This window comes from Bradyrhizobium sp. AC87j1 (assembly GCF_002936975.1).
Classification (GTDB): domain Bacteria; phylum Pseudomonadota; class Alphaproteobacteria; order Rhizobiales; family Xanthobacteraceae; genus Bradyrhizobium; species Bradyrhizobium shewense.
Genome location: NZ_PTFE01000065.1, coordinates 1 through 15,843, shown reverse-complemented (window position 1 = coordinate 15,843; position 15,843 = coordinate 1). Strand labels below are relative to the sequence as shown.

At 64.1% G+C, this 15,843-nt stretch carries 16 protein-coding genes; 7 read left to right on the top strand and 9 right to left on the bottom strand.

All coding sequences use genetic code 11. The features are described 5' to 3' along the window. Window positions 1–16: 16 nt before the first annotated feature. From CV770_RS42775 to CV770_RS27640, 6 genes are all read right to left on the bottom strand, one after another. Window positions 17–508 carry a hypothetical protein gene (locus CV770_RS42775; protein ID WP_165637621.1) on the bottom strand — a complete coding sequence of 164 codons (492 nt, stop codon included), beginning with the start codon at window positions 506–508 and terminating at the stop codon, window positions 17–19. Window positions 509–677: 169 nt separating this feature from the next. Further along, the gene (locus CV770_RS27660) at window positions 678–1,667 is read right to left on the bottom strand and encodes a hydroxyacid dehydrogenase (protein WP_091963580.1); all 990 of its coding nucleotides are present in this window, start codon (window positions 1,665–1,667) and stop codon (window positions 678–680) included. A gap of 34 nt (window positions 1,668–1,701) precedes the next feature. Then, the gene (locus CV770_RS27655; protein ID WP_104464617.1) at window positions 1,702–2,802 is read right to left on the bottom strand and encodes an ABC transporter ATP-binding protein; all 1,101 of its coding nucleotides are present in this window, start codon (window positions 2,800–2,802) and stop codon (window positions 1,702–1,704) included. A gap of 6 nt (window positions 2,803–2,808) precedes the next feature. Next, window positions 2,809–3,720 carry a carbohydrate ABC transporter permease gene (locus tag CV770_RS27650; RefSeq protein WP_091963585.1) on the bottom strand — a complete coding sequence of 304 codons (912 nt, stop codon included), beginning with the start codon at window positions 3,718–3,720 and terminating at the stop codon, window positions 2,809–2,811. Further along, a complete protein-coding gene (locus tag CV770_RS27645) occupies window positions 3,720–4,658 on the bottom strand; it encodes a carbohydrate ABC transporter permease (RefSeq protein WP_104464616.1) in 939 nt (312 codons plus the stop codon). Before CV770_RS27645 ends, CV770_RS27650 begins: the two co-directional genes overlap by 1 nt. Before the next feature lie 146 nt (window positions 4,659–4,804). Next, entirely contained in the window at window positions 4,805–6,145 is a 1,341-nt protein-coding gene (locus tag CV770_RS27640; RefSeq protein ID WP_091963592.1) for an ABC transporter substrate-binding protein, read from the bottom strand. A gap of 467 nt (window positions 6,146–6,612) precedes the next feature. Between CV770_RS27640 and CV770_RS27635 the strand changes: the two genes are divergently transcribed. Continuing rightward, complete coding sequence (locus tag CV770_RS27635) at window positions 6,613–7,425, top strand: Spy/CpxP family protein refolding chaperone (RefSeq protein WP_104464615.1); 813 nt, start codon at window positions 6,613–6,615, stop codon at window positions 7,423–7,425. Between the two features lie 111 nt (window positions 7,426–7,536). Then, a complete protein-coding gene (locus tag CV770_RS27630; protein WP_104464614.1) occupies window positions 7,537–7,914 on the top strand; it encodes a response regulator in 378 nt (125 codons plus the stop codon). 155 nt (window positions 7,915–8,069) lie between these two features. On the opposite strand, the gene CV770_RS42770 is transcribed toward CV770_RS27630, so the two are convergent. The 3 genes from CV770_RS42770 to glk form a co-directional block, all read right to left on the bottom strand. Then, window positions 8,070–8,225 carry a hypothetical protein gene (locus tag CV770_RS42770; RefSeq protein WP_201760071.1) on the bottom strand — a complete coding sequence of 52 codons (156 nt, stop codon included), beginning with the start codon at window positions 8,223–8,225 and terminating at the stop codon, window positions 8,070–8,072. 142 nt (window positions 8,226–8,367) lie between these two features. Further along, window positions 8,368–8,571 carry a hypothetical protein gene (locus CV770_RS27625; protein ID WP_104464613.1) on the bottom strand — a complete coding sequence of 68 codons (204 nt, stop codon included), beginning with the start codon at window positions 8,569–8,571 and terminating at the stop codon, window positions 8,368–8,370. Between the two features lie 150 nt (window positions 8,572–8,721). Next, entirely contained in the window at window positions 8,722–9,723 is a 1,002-nt protein-coding gene (gene glk, locus CV770_RS27620) for a glucokinase (protein ID WP_104464637.1), read from the bottom strand. Between the two features lie 271 nt (window positions 9,724–9,994). On the opposite strand from glk, the gene pncA reads away from it, so the two are divergent. The 5 genes from pncA (at window position 9,995) to CV770_RS27595 (ending at window position 15,692) form a co-directional block, all read left to right on the top strand. Further along, window positions 9,995–10,621 (top strand): bifunctional nicotinamidase/pyrazinamidase, encoded by a 627-nt coding sequence (gene pncA / locus CV770_RS27615; RefSeq protein ID WP_104464612.1) that lies wholly within the window; start codon window positions 9,995–9,997, stop codon window positions 10,619–10,621. Between the two features lie 16 nt (window positions 10,622–10,637). Next, window positions 10,638–11,753: an alpha/beta fold hydrolase gene (locus tag CV770_RS27610; protein ID WP_104464611.1), complete on the top strand. Its 1,116-nt coding sequence runs from the start codon at window positions 10,638–10,640 to the stop codon at window positions 11,751–11,753. Window positions 11,754–11,909: 156 nt separating this feature from the next. Then, window positions 11,910–13,943: an NAD(+) synthase gene (locus CV770_RS27605; RefSeq protein ID WP_104464610.1), complete on the top strand. Its 2,034-nt coding sequence runs from the start codon at window positions 11,910–11,912 to the stop codon at window positions 13,941–13,943. A gap of 32 nt (window positions 13,944–13,975) precedes the next feature. Beyond that, window positions 13,976–14,356 carry a GrlR family regulatory protein gene (locus CV770_RS27600; RefSeq protein ID WP_245453877.1) on the top strand — a complete coding sequence of 127 codons (381 nt, stop codon included), beginning with the start codon at window positions 13,976–13,978 and terminating at the stop codon, window positions 14,354–14,356. Between the two features lie 130 nt (window positions 14,357–14,486). Beyond that, a complete protein-coding gene (locus tag CV770_RS27595) occupies window positions 14,487–15,692 on the top strand; it encodes a DUF1236 domain-containing protein (protein WP_245453876.1) in 1,206 nt (401 codons plus the stop codon). The last annotated feature ends 151 nt before the right edge of the window (window positions 15,693–15,843 follow it).

Here is a 15,843-nt window from a genome sequence, read left to right as displayed (position 1 = left end):
ATTTCGACCCGCGGCCTCAGGCTTCGCCCTTGCGCTCGTAATCGGCGAGCGAGCTGCGGCCGGCGATCTCGCTGCGCAGCTGCTCGAAGCGCCTGTTCGCCTCGTCCTGCTGGACGTCGACGAAATGTACCGCGGCCTCGCTGGTCATGGGGCCGCTCACCACGGGTACGGATTGTTCGCCGATGGTCTCGTGGACGTAATACTGGTCGTCATCGCTGCGATGGACCGTCCATTTCAGACGGATCGCCACCATGGGCCCTGGCCCGACCTTGCTGTAGCCGTCGGCATCGGTGTGCTCCGGCACCAGCGGCTGTTCCTCGACGACCGGATGCTCGTCGAGAGCCGGCTGTTCGTCGATGACTGCCTGCTCGTCGGAAGCCAGATGCTCACGCTCGCCGGCGACCACGATTTCGGTCTCGGTGTGGCGGACGACGAGGACGGGCTCGGGGTGCTCCAGGATGCTGGCGATAGTCGCAAGCGCGTGGTCGGTCGGGTCGATCTCTGACAAGGGTCCATCCTCCAGCTCGACGCGGCCGGCTAGTCTGTCCCACTGCCGCCGCGGCCGGACTTATTACGCGCGTTTGATTAAGGCTGAGTTGGGGCTCGATCTGCACCAAAATGGGACGCATTCTGGCCTTCCGAAGGCGGGTAGCTTAACCCGCCCACCTTCGGCTTGTTCAGCCCAGCACGTCCTGATTGATGATGTTCTGCCTGATGGGATCGCCGTCCAGCACACTCAGGATGTTGCGCGCAGTCTGCTCGCTCATGCGGCTCACCGCCTCCACCGTGACGCCGGCGACGTGCGGGGCGATGATGACGTTGGGCAGCGCGAACAGCGCGTTGCTGACGGGCGGCGGCTCCACCTCGAACACGTCGATGCCGGCGCCGGCGAGCTTGCCGGAGACCAGGGCGTCGTACAGCGCGGCTTCCTTCACGATGCCGCCGCGCGCAGTGTTGATGAGATAGGACTTCGGCTTCATCCGGCGGATCCGCGCCGCATCGAACAGGCCGACCGTTTCCGGCGTCTTCGGGCAGTGGATGGTGACGAAATCGGCGTGAGGCAGCGCGGCATCGAGGTCAGCGACGGGCTCGCAGCCGGCAGCCTCGATTTCGGCAGCTGGCTTGTAGGGATCGTAGACCTGCACGGTCATTTCCATCGCCAGGCACCGCTTGGCGGTACGGCTGCCGATGCGGCCGAAGCCGATGATCAGCACGGTCTTGCCGTAGAGATCGAACGGCAGCATGCCGAGCCGGTCGGCCCATTTGCCGTCCTTGACGCAGGCGTGCAACTCGTTCGCGCGCTTGGCCAGCGTCAGCATCATGAAGAGCGCCTGCTCGGCGACCGAGGGCGAGTTGGCGCTGCCCGCGACCATCAGCGGCACCTTGCGGCGGGAGAGGGCGGGCACGTCGACGGCGTCGTAACCGACACCGATGCGGGTCACGACCTTCATGTCCTTGGACGCCTCGAGCTCGGTCTCGCCGAAGGCGGTGGCGCCCAGCGCCACGCCATGGACCGGCGCATGGCTCTTCAGCAAGGCCTCGAAATCCATGGCCGAGATCAGGTTCGCAAACTCGACGAGCTCGATATCGTCCCGCTGGGTGAGGAGGGCGCGTGCCCCTTGCGACAAAGTTTGTGTAACGAAAATCTTCTTCTTGTTGGTCGCCATCGTCCCCTGCCTGCGCGAGTTTCTTAGGTTGGCGTCACAATACGACGCCGGTCGCCTCGTTTAGCAGGTGCATGTTATTGAGGTCCATCGCCAAACGCATGGGTGCCCCGTCCTTGGCGCCGGCGTTGGGATCGACGCGGCCGCAGATCGGCGTGCCCTCGAGCCCGAAATAGACCAGGGTCTCCATTCCCATCGGCTCGGTGACGTCGAGCACGGTGTCGAAGCTCTCGACGCCCGGCCCCAGATGCGCATGCGACTCGGTGAGATGCTCGGGCCGCAGGCCGAGCAGCAGCTTGTCGGTGCGCGGCAGCGCGTTGTAGCGCGCCGCGCGGGCCGGCGGCAGCGCGAACGCGATGCGGTCGGTGAGCCGGATCTGGAGCGTGCCACCGACGTCCTCGAGCCGGCACGGGATGAAGTTCATGGCGGGCGAGCCGATGAAGCCGGCGACGAAGCGCGTGGCCGGCTTGTGGTAGAGCTCGTTCGGGGTGCCGATCTGCTCGATCTTTCCCTTGTTCATCACCACGACGCGGTCGGCCAGCGTCATCGCCTCGACCTGGTCGTGGGTGACGTAGACCGTGGTGGTGCGCACCTTCTGGTGCACCTTCTTGATCTCGATCCGCATCTGCACGCGCAGCTTGGCGTCGAGATTGGACAGCGGCTCGTCGAACAGGAAGACCTTCGGGTTGCGCACGATGGCCCTGCCCATCGCGACGCGCTGGCGCTGGCCGCCCGAGAGCTGCTTCGGCTTGCGGTCGATCAGGTCGGTGATGTCGAGGAGGCGGGCGGCTTCCGTCACCCGCGCCTTGATCTCGGCCTTGGGATAGTGCTTCAGGCGCAGCCCGAACGACATGTTCTCGGCGACCGTCATGTGCGGATAGAGCGCGTAATTCTGGAACACCATCGCGATGTCGCGGTCCTTCGGCGGCACGTCGTTGACGACGTCGCCGTCGATCATGATGTCGCCGTCGCTGATGTCCTCGAGCCCCGCGATCATCCGCAGCGTCGTCGACTTGCCGCAGCCGGAAGGCCCGACCAGCACGATGAACTCATGGTCGGCGATATCGAGATCGATGCCGCGCACGGCTTCGACATCGTCGTAACGCTTAACTACTTTCCGCAAAGCAACGTCAGCCATCAGACATCAACCCTTTGTCGCGCCGGCGGTCAGGCCGGCAATGTAGTAGTCCATCAGGAAGGCATAGATGACCAGCGGCGGCGCAGCGCCGAGCAGCGCGCCGGTCATGATCTGTCCCCAGTTGAAGACGTCGCCCTTGATCAGCGTGGTGGTGATGCCGACCGGCAGCACCAGTTGATCCACCGACGTCGTGAACACCAGGGGATAGAGAAACTGCGCCCAGGACACCGTGAAGGCGAAGATGGTGGCGGCGATCAGGCCGGGCAGCGCGACGGGAATGAAGATCCGCGTCAGCGTCTGGAGCCAGGAGGCGCCATCGATGAGGGCCGCCTCATCCAGCTCCTTCGGGATCGAGGCGAAATAGCCGATCATGATCCAGGTGCAGAACGGCACCGTCAGCGTCGGATAGATGAACACCAGCACGTACCATCTGTTGAGCAGCGTGATGCCGGTCAACTCCTGGACGCCCCCGAGCACCTTGAACAAGGGGATGAACAGGAGGCTGTCCGGAATCAGGTAGGTGAGGAAGACGCCGGTGGCCAGCGTCGCCGAGCCCCAGAACTTCATCCGGGCCAGCGCGAAGGCCGCGGGAATGCTGATCATCATGGTCACGATCACCACGATGATCGAAATTATCGACGAATTCCAGAAGAAGCGCAGAAACTGGTTCGAGCTCAACAGCTCGACATAGTTCGATAGCGTCGGGTGAAACACCCACCACGGGTTGGTCGCTGCCGAGATCTCCGCGCTGCTCTTGAGCGAGGTGATCAGCATGTAGACCGGCGGCGTCAGGAAGAAGATCGCAAACAGCACCAGGAAGAAATAGGACCAGCGCAGCGCCCAGACGCGGTCGCGGCTCATGCTGCCGTATTTGACCTTGCGGGACGGTCCGGCCTTGTCGATTGCGAGCGTGCTCATCAGGCTTCGTTTCCGCGTTTGTTGACATCGCGCAGGATGAAGATCGCAGCGACCGCCAGGATCGGCACCATGAACAGCGAGACGCAGGCGCCGAGCGGAATGTCGCTGCTCTGGATGCCGACCTGGAACGCCCAGGTGGCGAACAGATGCGTCGTATCCAGCGGGCCGCCCGACGTCAGGATGCGCACGATGTCGAAATTGGCGAAGGTGACGATCAGCGAGAACAGGGTGGTGATGGCGATGATGTTGCGCATCATCGGCAAGGTGATGTGCCAGATCTTCTGCCACCAATTGGCGCCGTCGATCTCCGCGGCCTCGTACAATTGATCAGGCACGGATTTCAGCGCCGCCAGATACATGATGAGGAAGAACGGCGCGCCATACCAGACGTTGACGAGGATGACGGAGAAGCGCGCCCAGAAAGTGTCGCCGAGCCAGGGGATCGGACCGACGCCGAAGAAGGACAGCGTGTAGTTGAAGGCGCTGTAGGAGGGATCGAACAGCCACAGCCAGGCCAGCGTGCTCATCGCCGGCGGAATCACCCAGGGCACCAGCAGCATGCCGCGCCATTTGCGCTGCTTCTTGCCCGGAATGTTGTGGACGAAATGCGCGACGATGAAACCGATCAGTGCCTTGAAGACCACCGCGGTGATGGCGAAGATGCAGGACTGCCGCACCACCATCCAGAACGTCTCGCGCTTGAACAGGAAGGTGAAGTTGCTGAGGCCGACGAACTTCGTCATCGCCTTGTTCAGCGTCGCGAGGTAAACCGAGTAGAAGGCGGGGTAGAGCACGAGCAGGGCGATCAGAAGGATCAGCGGCAGCGTCAGGAAGAACGCCACCGTCGATTTCCGCCCGAGCGCGTTGCGCAGGCTTGATCCTTTCCGCGCGCCCCTTGCACGGACGACGCGACCTTGCTCGACGACGACATCGGCCATCTCAGCTTCCTTGAATCAGCTCTATTGGATCTACTTCTTTTTCCAACCGCGAAGCCGGCCATTGGGGTCGGCTTCCCGGCCATGCGAATCCGATGACGGGATGCAGGCGGCTCACGCAGATGGCGTGAACCGCCCCGCGCACCCGGCTAGCTCCGCATGAAGCCTTCGCACTCGCCCTCGGCCCAGGCGAGCGCCTGATCCATCGTCTCGCCCCGCGCAAAACGCAGCGCCATCTTTGTCAGCGTCGCCTGGAAATAGATCTGCTGCGCGATCTTGGGCGGTGCCGGCGACGCCGCGATCGACAGCGTCTGGTGCTTGTAGGGGTCGGGATAGTGAAACAGCGTTCCCTGCGGCGGTCCTTCCTCGGCCCATGTCTTGAGCTTGGTCATGTTGGCGTAGGCCGGCAGGTCGTAGCCGCCGCTCACCGCGACGAACTTCTCGATCGACGACGGCGAGGACATGTGAACAAGCAGGCTCTTGGCCGCCTCCTTGTTCTTGCCAAAACTCCAGACACCCCAGAAATAGGGCAGGTACGGTGCAAACCGGCCCTTCGGACCGGACGGGAAGCCGTGCGTCCAGCACTGCTCGGCAACCTGCGGCGCATCGCGCTTGGCGACGGCCCAGGCGCTCGGCGGATTGAGGATCATCGCGCCGCGGCCGGAGATCAGCCATTTGTTGTTCGACGCGTCGTCCCAGGACGGCGCATCCGGCGGCAGGAAGGCGATCAGCTTCTTGTAGAACTCCATGGCCTGGCGAACCTGATCGGTCTTCACCGTGATATCGCCCTTGGCGTTGACGAGCTCGGCGCCGAACGACTGGAAGATCGCGCCGGCGGTGTCCACGCTGTCGGTGGTCTCGCCGAGACCGATGCCGAACGGAACGCCGGCCTTGTGGCAAGCCTCGGCTGCCTTCAGGAAGGTCTCCATGGTCCAGTTCTCGACCTTGGGCGGTCCGCCGGCCGGGTACATCTCCTGCACGTCGATGCCGGCATGCTTCTTCATCAGGTCGATGCGGGAGCAGGGGCCCTTGATCTGGCTGCCGGGTGTCGCGGGCACTGCGAGCCATTTGCCGCCCGACTGACCGAGATATTTGACGGTGCCGTTCACCTCACCGTTCTGCTTGAGGAGCGGCTCCATGACGTCGTTGAGCGGCTCGAGATTCTCGGAATAGGCCTGCGGCCACCAGCTCGGCATCTGAAGGATGTCATGACCGGACTTCGCCTGGGCTTCGGCCGCGGCGGTCAGCTCGATCTTCTTGTTGTTGCTGGTGATGTAGTCGATGGAGACTTCGACCTTCTCCTTCGCGGCCCATTCATTGACGAGATCGGTCGAGGCCTTGTTGGCGCCCGGCACCCAATGGTCCCAGAAGCCGATCGAGAGCTTGCCGGCGGCGTAAGCGCCCCGGACATAGGGCGCTGTGATCAGCGCCGCGGAGGACATTGCAGTGGCAGCCACAAATTGACGTCGCGTCAGTGTCTTGCGTGACATCTCGTTTCCTCGCCTGGGTGTTTGTTGTTGGAGTTTCCTCTAAGACTTCTTTTCCGAGTTCTTGTTGTTGGATTTTCTTATTGATGCCGTCGGCCCAAGTGAACAATTCACGCAGGCCGCAGCAAATTGGTAGCGCGATCAGATCATGATTGACCGCGTCTGTCGAGAAAGCCGAACGGCTCGCGCCTAGAACTAACGTTGCGTCCTCGAACGCGGCAGCGCTGTGCCGGTGGAGAGCTGCGATCGCTTGTTTTGCGACGCACACTTCGCGAGAACCGGCCTGGAACGATCCGTGCGCAATTACGCCGCAGTTTCGAATAAGCCTGCATAACCGCTTCGCGCGAAAGACTTTTCGGGCGTGGACAGCATTCAGCCGCGTCTGGACCGCGAAGCGGCGGAAACGATAGAGTTGCAGCTGGCGGGTGACTCCGCCTCAACAGGCCAGTCAGATCACGATGGAGACGAGAATGATCAACCCGGCGCCGTCTGCGCGGCTTCACATGCGGCGATGGCTCGCGCTGGGGGCCGTGCTTACGCTGCTGCTCGGTGCGGCCGCGGTGGCCCAAGCTCAAGGCTTGGTCAAAGGCGTTCAGGACGGCGCGGCGGCCGGAAACAAGGCGGCAGGTCCGGTTGGTGGCGTGCTCGGCGGTGCAATCGGCGGCGTGGTCGGCGTTTTCACCGGCGTGCTCGGCGTCGGCAACAACAATGGCAATCAGGCCCCGGCCGCCAAGGATGCAGGCAAGGACGCCAAGCAACAGGGCGCGGCCAAGGACAAGGATGCCAAGGACAAGGATGCCAAGGATAAGGATGCAAAGGGCGCCAAAGCAGGCAAGGGCGCCAAGGCGAGCAAGGAGGCCAAGAACGCACCGCAGGGCAAGGACAATAAGGATGTCACCGTCCTCACCCAGACCGGCGCGCCGCAGCAGACCGCCGAGCAGATCGTCGCCAACAGCGATTCCTATATCGAGCGGATCAAGACTCAGCTGAACCTTACGGCTGATCAGGAGAAGCACTGGTACGGCTTCTCGAGCGCAATGCACTACCTTGGGCATAATGGTGCAGAGCGGCTCAACTTGCGGGTTGCGCGCGCCAAGCGGGATCCGCCCGACGACATTATTGAGCAAATGCGCAACGAGGCGCAGTTCCTGATCGACCGCGCCGCCGACCAGCGCAATGTCGCCGACGCCGCCGAGCCGCTGTTTTCGAGCCTCGATGACAAGCAGAGGCAGGTCTTCATTCAGGAGATGGTGCGGCTGAGCCACGAGCGAGGATTGGATTGATCAAGTTGAATCGGATCGGGCGCGTGTGAATTAACGGCGCCCGCCACGAATTCGTGAATCTTCTCCGCAATTGAGTTATGATTAGTTTGGCAAGCTGACTGCGGGGTTGATATGGCGGACGGACTCTCCGTTTTCCTGGTCGAAGACGAGGCGTTGATCCGGATGATGATCGCCGACATGGTGGCGGAACTCGGCCACCACGTCGTTGCGGAAGCGGACAATGTCCGGGACGCGAGCGCGTTCGCCATGACCGCGCAATACGATATGGCCATCCTCGACATCAATCTGATGGGCGTCTACGTCGATCCCGTCGCCGACCTGATCGAACGTCGCGGAAAGCCGTTTATGTTCGCCACGGGGTACGGTCCGGAACTGCTGCCGTCCTTGCTCCGGCGCAGGCCGATCCTGCGCAAGCCGATCGCAATGGATCAGCTCAAGGCGATGATCGATTCCATGTTTCCGGGAGCCCCGGTCAAAGCGCCGCACTGAGTGACGGCAAGGCGCCGCACTGGTGACGGCGAAGGCGCCGCACTGGTGACGGCGAAGACGCCGCACTGGTGACGGCGAAGACGCCGCACTGAGATAGCCCAACGAAAATGGCCGCCCGTCAGGGGCGGCCATTTGGCGGCAGAATTTGTCGCGTCTCACATCAGGCCGGCGCTGAGGTCGACGCCGTACGCCATCAGGCCGAATGAGGCGACCAGGCCCGTGCAGCTGAACAGCAAGATGGTCTTGAAGGACGAATCGGCGAAACGCGTTTCGACGACGGCCGGCATCGCGGCGATCGAAATCATGCTCATGTCATTGCCCCCTTGTTGACCCTGAATTGCATCAGGTGAGGGAACCCTAGAGCAAAAAGTTTGACGTCAGATTGCGGGGCATCCTTAACGGAATCCCAATTGGATCCCGCGTTCTCGGGCGCCGCGGACCGGATTGCAAGTCTCAGCTGCGGCCGTTCTTCAGCACCCTGGCAATGGTGTGGGCGGTCATGGCCGCGCGGTTGGAAGCGCGCTGGGCAGCCAGCCGGTCTCGTGCCTTTTCCTCGATCAGAAGGTCGATCAGGGCCAGCCGCTTGTCTTCGTCATCCGCCTCGCTCAGCAGCCGATGATAGCGGTGATAGTCGAAACCCAAATCCTGCTTACGCATGTCACGCCCCCGCAACTACGCCACACACAAACACACGGCAGGATTGTTTCTCATCCGGAACACGCAGGCAAGCACGTTCTGCATGGAACCGCGCGTGCGCGGCAATCAGCTGTGTATTAATGGAACCATGAGCAGGGAGAACGACCGACTTCAGTTTGGATTGGAGTCGGCGAACATCTTCAGGCCGACGAAGCTCGCGTCTGGCTTGGTCACGAGCTTGGTCGGGATGTTGCGCAAATAGTCCTGGAAGCGCCCCTTGGCTTCGAAGCGCGCCCGGAACGCGGAGGCGAGAAGGAACTCGGGGAAGCGCGGCGCGATTCCGCCGGCGACGTAGACACCGCCGCGGGCACCGAACGTCACCGCGAGATTGCCGGCGACCGACCCAAGGATGGCGCAAAACATCTCCAGCGTCGCGCGGCTGACGGGACAGGTGCCTTCCAGCGCGGCCTTGGTGATGGCGGCAGCGTCACGGTGGGGCACCTGGGCGCCGTCAACCTCAGCCAAGGCCTCGTAGAGGTTTTGTAGCCCGGAACCCGAGAGCGCGCCGCGCTCGATGGAGACGTGGCCAAGGCGTCGCCGCAAGCACGCAATCACACGTTCCTCGCGCTCGTTCTCCGCCGGCAGGGTCGCATGTCCTGCTTCGGTGACGACGGCGAGGCGCGCGCCATGGCGTTCGACCAGACAGGAGACGCCAAAGCCGGTTCCGGGGCCGACCACCAGCCACGGCTCTCCGGGCAGGCCATCCTGTCCGCCGAGCGGGATCAAATCGGCAGGCCGCAAGGCGGGTAGGGACCAGGCCACCACCTCGAAATCGTTGAGCACATGGACGCTGTCGAAGCCGAGAGCCGGCTGCAGCTCGTTGCCGTCGATGACCCAGGGACTGTTGGTCATGACGCAGCGGTTGTTGGTGACGGGACCCGCCACGGCCAGTACGGCTCTTTGCGGCTGCTCGCCGCCGGACCGGCGCGCCAGCACGTCCGCGATGGCTTCCCGAACGGTCGGGAAGTCGGCGACCTTCACATAATCGATCGGTCCGGTCTGGTCGCCGTTGCCGAGGTCGCCGTGGCCCAATTCGCTCCGGATCAGCGCGAAGCGCGCATTGGTGCCGCCGATATCGGCGAGAAGTATCTGTCCTGTCTTGCCGATATTCATGACTTCGTGGCCGCCGCCGCCTTGCGGCACGACAACCCTGTCCTCCAGTCCTTCGACCCGATCCGCGCAGTCACGGACAGTGCGAGAATCCGCCCTTGGGTGCGCCTAGTCAACACGGACGAGGCCAAACCGTTGCATCATGGCGGTCTTCCCATGACCAATTCGCGCAGGGCTTCGCACGGCGCGGGCGGTTGCGAAGCTGCGCGGGAAGGCCGACACTCAGGGGACTTGTCCGGCGCCGGCGCGTCGGGCACAGCGAACGAGACTGGCGATGAAGATTTCCGACCGCGACGTGCTGCTGGTGATCGACGTGCAGAACGATTTCTGCACCGGCGGGGCGCTTGCCGTTCCCGGCGGCGAGAAGGTCGTCCCTGCCATCAACCGAATCGCCCAAAAATTCGCCAATGTGGTGCTGACCCAGGACTGGCATCCGCGCGACCACGTCTCGTTCGCGCCGAACCATGCGGGCAAGCAGCCGTTCCAGACCATCCAGCTCGACTACGGCACCCAGGTGCTCTGGCCGACGCACTGCGTGCAGGGTACCGCGGGTGCGGAGTTCCATCGCGATCTCGACATGGTCAGGGCGAACCTCGTGGTGCGCAAGGGCTTTCGCCGTGGCATCGATTCCTATTCGGCGCTGTTCGAGAACGACAAGCGGACGCCGACGGGCCTGCTTGGATATTTGCGCGAACGCGAGCTGAAGACCGTGTTCGTCGCCGGCCTCGCGCTTGATTTCTGTGTCCGCTTCTCGGCGGAGGATGCCCGCAAGGCAGGGTTCGAGGTCGCCGTCATCGAGGACGCCTGCCGCGGCATCGATCTCGACGGCTCGGTCGCCGCGGCCCATCGGAGTTTTCGCGACCTCGGCATTTCCATCGTGAGCCTCGAGGCGTTCCTGTGACAATCGTGAGATAGCTATGGTGAAGCAGGCCGGCAAACAGAGCGGCGCGCAGGGGCCCGTCCCGGACGATCCGCTGATGTGGCCGTTTGCAGCGGCGCGCCTCGCCATGGACAGCTGCTTCTGGTGGCTGGAGCGCGGTCCGGCGGAGCAGGACGATAGCACTCTGCCCTGGACGACCCCGAGCACCGTCGCGCTCGAACTCGCGACCATGCGCCTGCGCGATTGCTCGCAGGCGCGGTCCGGTCAGCCGACGCTGGTCTGCGCGCCCTATGCGCTGCATCGGGCCCTGATCGCCGATTTCGCCCCCGGCCACAGTGTGGTGCAGTCGCTGCAAACCGGCGGCATCGACAGGGTCTATCTCACCGACTGGCGGTCGGCGACGCCGGATATGCGCTATCTCTCGATCGACAGCTATCTCGGCGATCTCAACGTCGCCATCGACGAGATCGGCGCGCCGGTCGATCTGGTCGGCTTGTGCCAGGGCGGCTGGCTGTCGCTGCTTTATGCGGCGCGCTTTCCGGCCAAGGTGCGGCGGCTGGTGCTGGTCGGCGCTCCCGTGGATCTGTCGATTGAATCCTCGTTGTGCCGGCTCACCCGCAACGCGCCCGAGATGGTCTACGACCAGCTCGTCGCACGCGGCGGCGGCAATGTCCGCGGCGAGGAGATGCTGCGCTTCTGGTCCAAGGCGCCGAACCGCGACGATATCGTAACGGCGTTGCAGAGAGACCTGTCGGACGGGGAGGGCGCGGCGCTGCTCGCGCGGTTCGACCGCTGGAACGCCGAGACGCTCGATCTGCCGGGCAAATATTATCTGGAGATCGTCAACCGGATTTTCCGGGAGAACCAGATCGCCGGCAGCAGTTTCGTTGCGCTTGGCCGCACGGTCGATCCGAGGGACGTCAAGGCGCCGGTCTTCCTGCTGGCCGGGCTCGACGACGAGGTCGTGCCGGCTGCGCAGGCGCTCGCCACCGCCGGTCTCCTCGGCGCGCCGCCGGCCTTCGTTGCGGCGGCGTCCGAGCCGAGCAATCACCTCGGCCTGTTCATGGGCGCGCGCACCCATGCGCACGCCTGGCCGCGGATCGCCGCGTGGCTGCGCGATGATCTGTCCGGCGTGCTGGCCCGCAGCGCCTGAGCTCGCCAAGGTGCTGGGCAAACCAAGGCCGGGCAGACCACGACGCAAATCCGTTATGCATGACGGCGGATGGCCTGCACGGGACCGGGTCGATGGGCTACATAGGGTCTGGAGCTGACGGCTTCGGCAGCGAAGAGATTAAGGGTACTGCGCTCGATGACTTTCCACTCGATCTACGCCCACGGATTTGCGCGCGTGGCGGCCTGTGTCACCACGTCCCATGTCGCCGATCCCTCGGCCAACGCAAAGGCCGTGCTGGCGGCGGCCAATGCCTGCCATGAGCAGTCGGTGGCGGTCGCGGTGTTTCCCGAGCTGTGCCTGTCCGGCTATGCGATCGAAGACCTCGTCAAGCAGGATCCGCTGCTCGATGCGGTCGAGCGCGGCCTCGTAGGCCTCGTCGAGGCCTCAGCGGGACTGATGACGGTCCTGATCGTCGGAGCGCCGCTGCGCTTTGGTCATCGCATCTACAATTGTGCCGTCGTCATTCACCGCGGCAACATCCTCGGCGTGGTGCCGAAGACCTATCTGCCGACCTACCGCGAATTCTACGAAGGGCGGCATTTCGCCTCCGGCGCCGGTATCGCCGGCGAGACGATTGCGTTCGGCGGGCTGCACGCGCCGTTCGGCGTCGACCTCTTGTTTGCGGCCGAGGACGTTCCGGGCCTCACCATCGGCGTCGAGATCTGCGAGGACATGTGGATTCCGGTGACGCCGGCCTCGGAGTTGGCGCTTGCGGGCGCGAGCGTGCTGATCAATCTCTCGGGCAGCCCGATCACGATCGGTCGGGCGCGCTCGCGCGCGCTTCTGTGCCAATCGACATCGGCGCGCTGCCTCGCGGCTTACGTCTATTCGGCCGCAGGGGCAGGGGAATCGACCACGGATCTTTCCTGGGACGGCCAGACCTCGATCTACGAGAATGGCGTGCTGCTGGCCGAGGGCGAGCGGTTCCGCCAGGGCGGCCAGATCACGCTGGCTGACGTCGATCTCGATCTGCTCAGGCAGGAGCGTGCCTCGATGGGGACGTTCGACGACAACCGCCGGCAGCGCGAGGCGTTTTTCCGCAAAGTGACATTCGCCCTGAAGCCGCCGGCCGCCGACATAGGCTTCCTGCGCAAGGTCGAGCGCTTTCCGTTCGTGCCGAGCGACGAAAGCCTGCTCGAGCAGGATTGTTACGAGGCCTACAACATCCAGGTCGCCGGCCTCGTGCAGCGCATGCGCGCGACCGGCACCAAGCGCGTCGTGATCGGCGTGTCGGGCGGGCTTGATTCCACCCATGCACTGATCGTCGCCGCCAAGGCAGTCGACCTGCTCGGCCTGCCGCGCGAAAACATCCTGGCCTACACCATGCCGGGCTTTGCCACCGGCAGTGAAAGCAAGACCCATGCATTGGCGCTGATGCAGGCGTTGCAGACGAGTTGGCAGGAGCTCGATATCCGCACCACCGCGACGCAGATGCTGAAGGATATCGGCCATCCCTTCGGCAACGGCCAGAAGGTCTACGATGTCACCTTCGAGAACGTGCAGGCGGGCCTGCGTACGGATTACCTGTTCCGGCTCGCCAACCATCACGGCGGCATCGTCATCGGAACCGGCGATCTCTCCGAGCTCGCGCTCGGCTGGTGCACCTATGGCGTCGGCGACCAGATGGCACATTACAACGTCAATGCCGGCGTGCCGAAGACACTGATCCAGCACCTGATCCGCTGGGTGATCTCATCGAAGCAGTTCAGCGACGACGTCAACCGGACGCTTGGCTCGATCCTCGCCGCCGAGATCTCGCCTGAGCTGGTGCCGGTCGAGCCCGGCCAGAAGCCGCAGAGCACCGAAGCATCCGTCGGCCCTTACGAGTTGCAGGATTTCAACCTGTTCTACACGCTGCGGTTCGGCATGCGGCCGTCCAAGATCGCCTTCATGGCGCAGCACGCGTGGAAGGATGTCGCCAAGGGCGAATGGCCGCCGGCGTTCCCAAGCGACCGGCGCAAGGCCTATGATCTCAAGGACATCCGCCGCTGGCTCGAGGTGTTCCTGCGCCGCTTCTTCGCCTTCAGCCAGTTCAAGCGCTCGGCGATGCCGAACGGCCCGAAGGTCTCGGCGGGCGGCTCACTGTCGCCCCGCGGCGATTGGCGCGCGCCGTCGGATTCGAGCGCGGCGGCCTGGCTCGAGGATCTCGAGCGGAACGTGCCGAACTGATCGGGGCGGCGGATCGTTGGGGAGATGATCTGATGTCGGCGGGGGATGGAGCGGAAGTGGAGGAGGCCAGGGTCGTCAACGGCCTCTACATCTTCGACATCGAGATGCGCGACGGTAAGCGCGGGCAGGCGAGGGGCGTCGTCGTGCTGTGCGACGGACGCATCATGGGTGGCGACAGCTATTTCTACTACACCGGCACCTACACCTTCCGGAACGGCAAGTGGCGGGGCGACATGATCGTCAATCAGCACACCGAAGCGGTCGGCAGGACGCTTGCGTTCGGCGGCAGGGAGGTCACCTGCGGCTTCTCGGGCGACTACTCCGCCGGCGGCGCCGAGGTCGAAGGCATGGCACTGGTCGGCAAGACCACCGTGACATTCACGGCCCGCCTCACATTGAAGGACGCGATGTAAATCCGCGTGATCGGCCCTCGTTCCTGCTCAGGAACCTTCGCACCCACAGAGCGTTCGCGTTTGTTGCGAATTGTCGAGGAGAGGGACCATGCGTCAACACTTGATGTTATCGACTGCGGCCGTCGGGCTCATGCTCGCGTCCGGCATCGCCTACGCCCAGGCGCCCGGTGAGCGCAGAGACGAGCCAAAACGGACCGAGGAACCGGCGAAAAGCGCCGCGCCCCAGCGCGGTGGTGCAGCTCAAGAACGCGTCCAAGATCGCGCCCAGGGCGCCCAGGAGCGACTGCAGGGCGCCGGCCGCGAAGAGAAGGGCGGCGGCCGCCGTGCGGAGGAAGAGAAGGGACGACCGGGCACCGCCGCTGAACGCGGCCAGCCCAATGCGAAAGAGCAGGCCCAGGAGTCTCGCGAGCCATCGCGAGATCGCAATCGTGAAGCCGACACGGCGAAACAAGGTCGCGAGAGTGGCAAGAGCAGCGCAGAGACGAAGCAGGACAAGTCTGCGCCGCAGAAATCAACCGCCGAGTCCGAGAAATCCAAGACCGGTCCGGCTGGCCAGCAGAACGAGCGCACGGGAGCTGCAGCCAACCAGAAAGAGCAGAACCAGCCTCCGCACAATGCAGCCGAGCAACAGCCGGCGCAACAGAACAACCGGCCGGCCACCGCGACGGACACGAACCGCGCAGCTCCGACCAACAATGCGCAAACCGCGCCTTCCGGCACGCAAACCAATCAAGCCAATCAGACCACCCAGACCAACACGCAAGTTGGTCAGCAGACCAGCGTGACCACCGAGAAACAGGTGCGGATGTCCGAAACGGTGAGCCGTGCGCGGTTGGCGCAGCCCGAGCGCAACCTGAACATCTCGATCCGGATCGGCGAGACGATCCCGCCGCGCGTGCGTCTCTACCGGCTGCCGCCCGAGATCGTCACGATCGAGCCCCAATATCGGGATTACGAGTATTTCGCGACCGATGATGACGTCGTCATCGTGGAGCCGCGGACGCATCGCATCGTCAGCCAGGTGCCGCGCGATCCGTCGCGAGCCCGCGCGCAGATGGGCGGCGCGGCCTCGTCGAACGTGGCAGCCGCTGGCAGCGCAACGAGCAGTAGCGTGAATTGTCAGATCATGCGGCGCGATGCGTCGGGCAATGTCGCCCAGGCAGAGCCGTCAACTGTCGGCTCGACCGCGCGCACGGATTCGCTGAGCGTGACGGTTCAGATGCCGGATGGCAGCTCGTCCACACCGGTCGCCCTTGGGGCGGCCGCCGGCAATATCGTGGTCGCGACGCAAGGGCAGGGGGACTGCACGGTGACGATCGAGCCGCAGACGCGCTGATCGAAAGACAACGCTGAAACGACAACGCGCCGCCCGGATGCCCCAACCGGACGGCGCGTTGCTGCGTTCAATCTGAAAGTTTCGAGGTCCGGAGTGCCTAGGAGTCCGGACCTCGTCACCTTGCCCCAGCCTTCAATCCCCCGCCCCATGT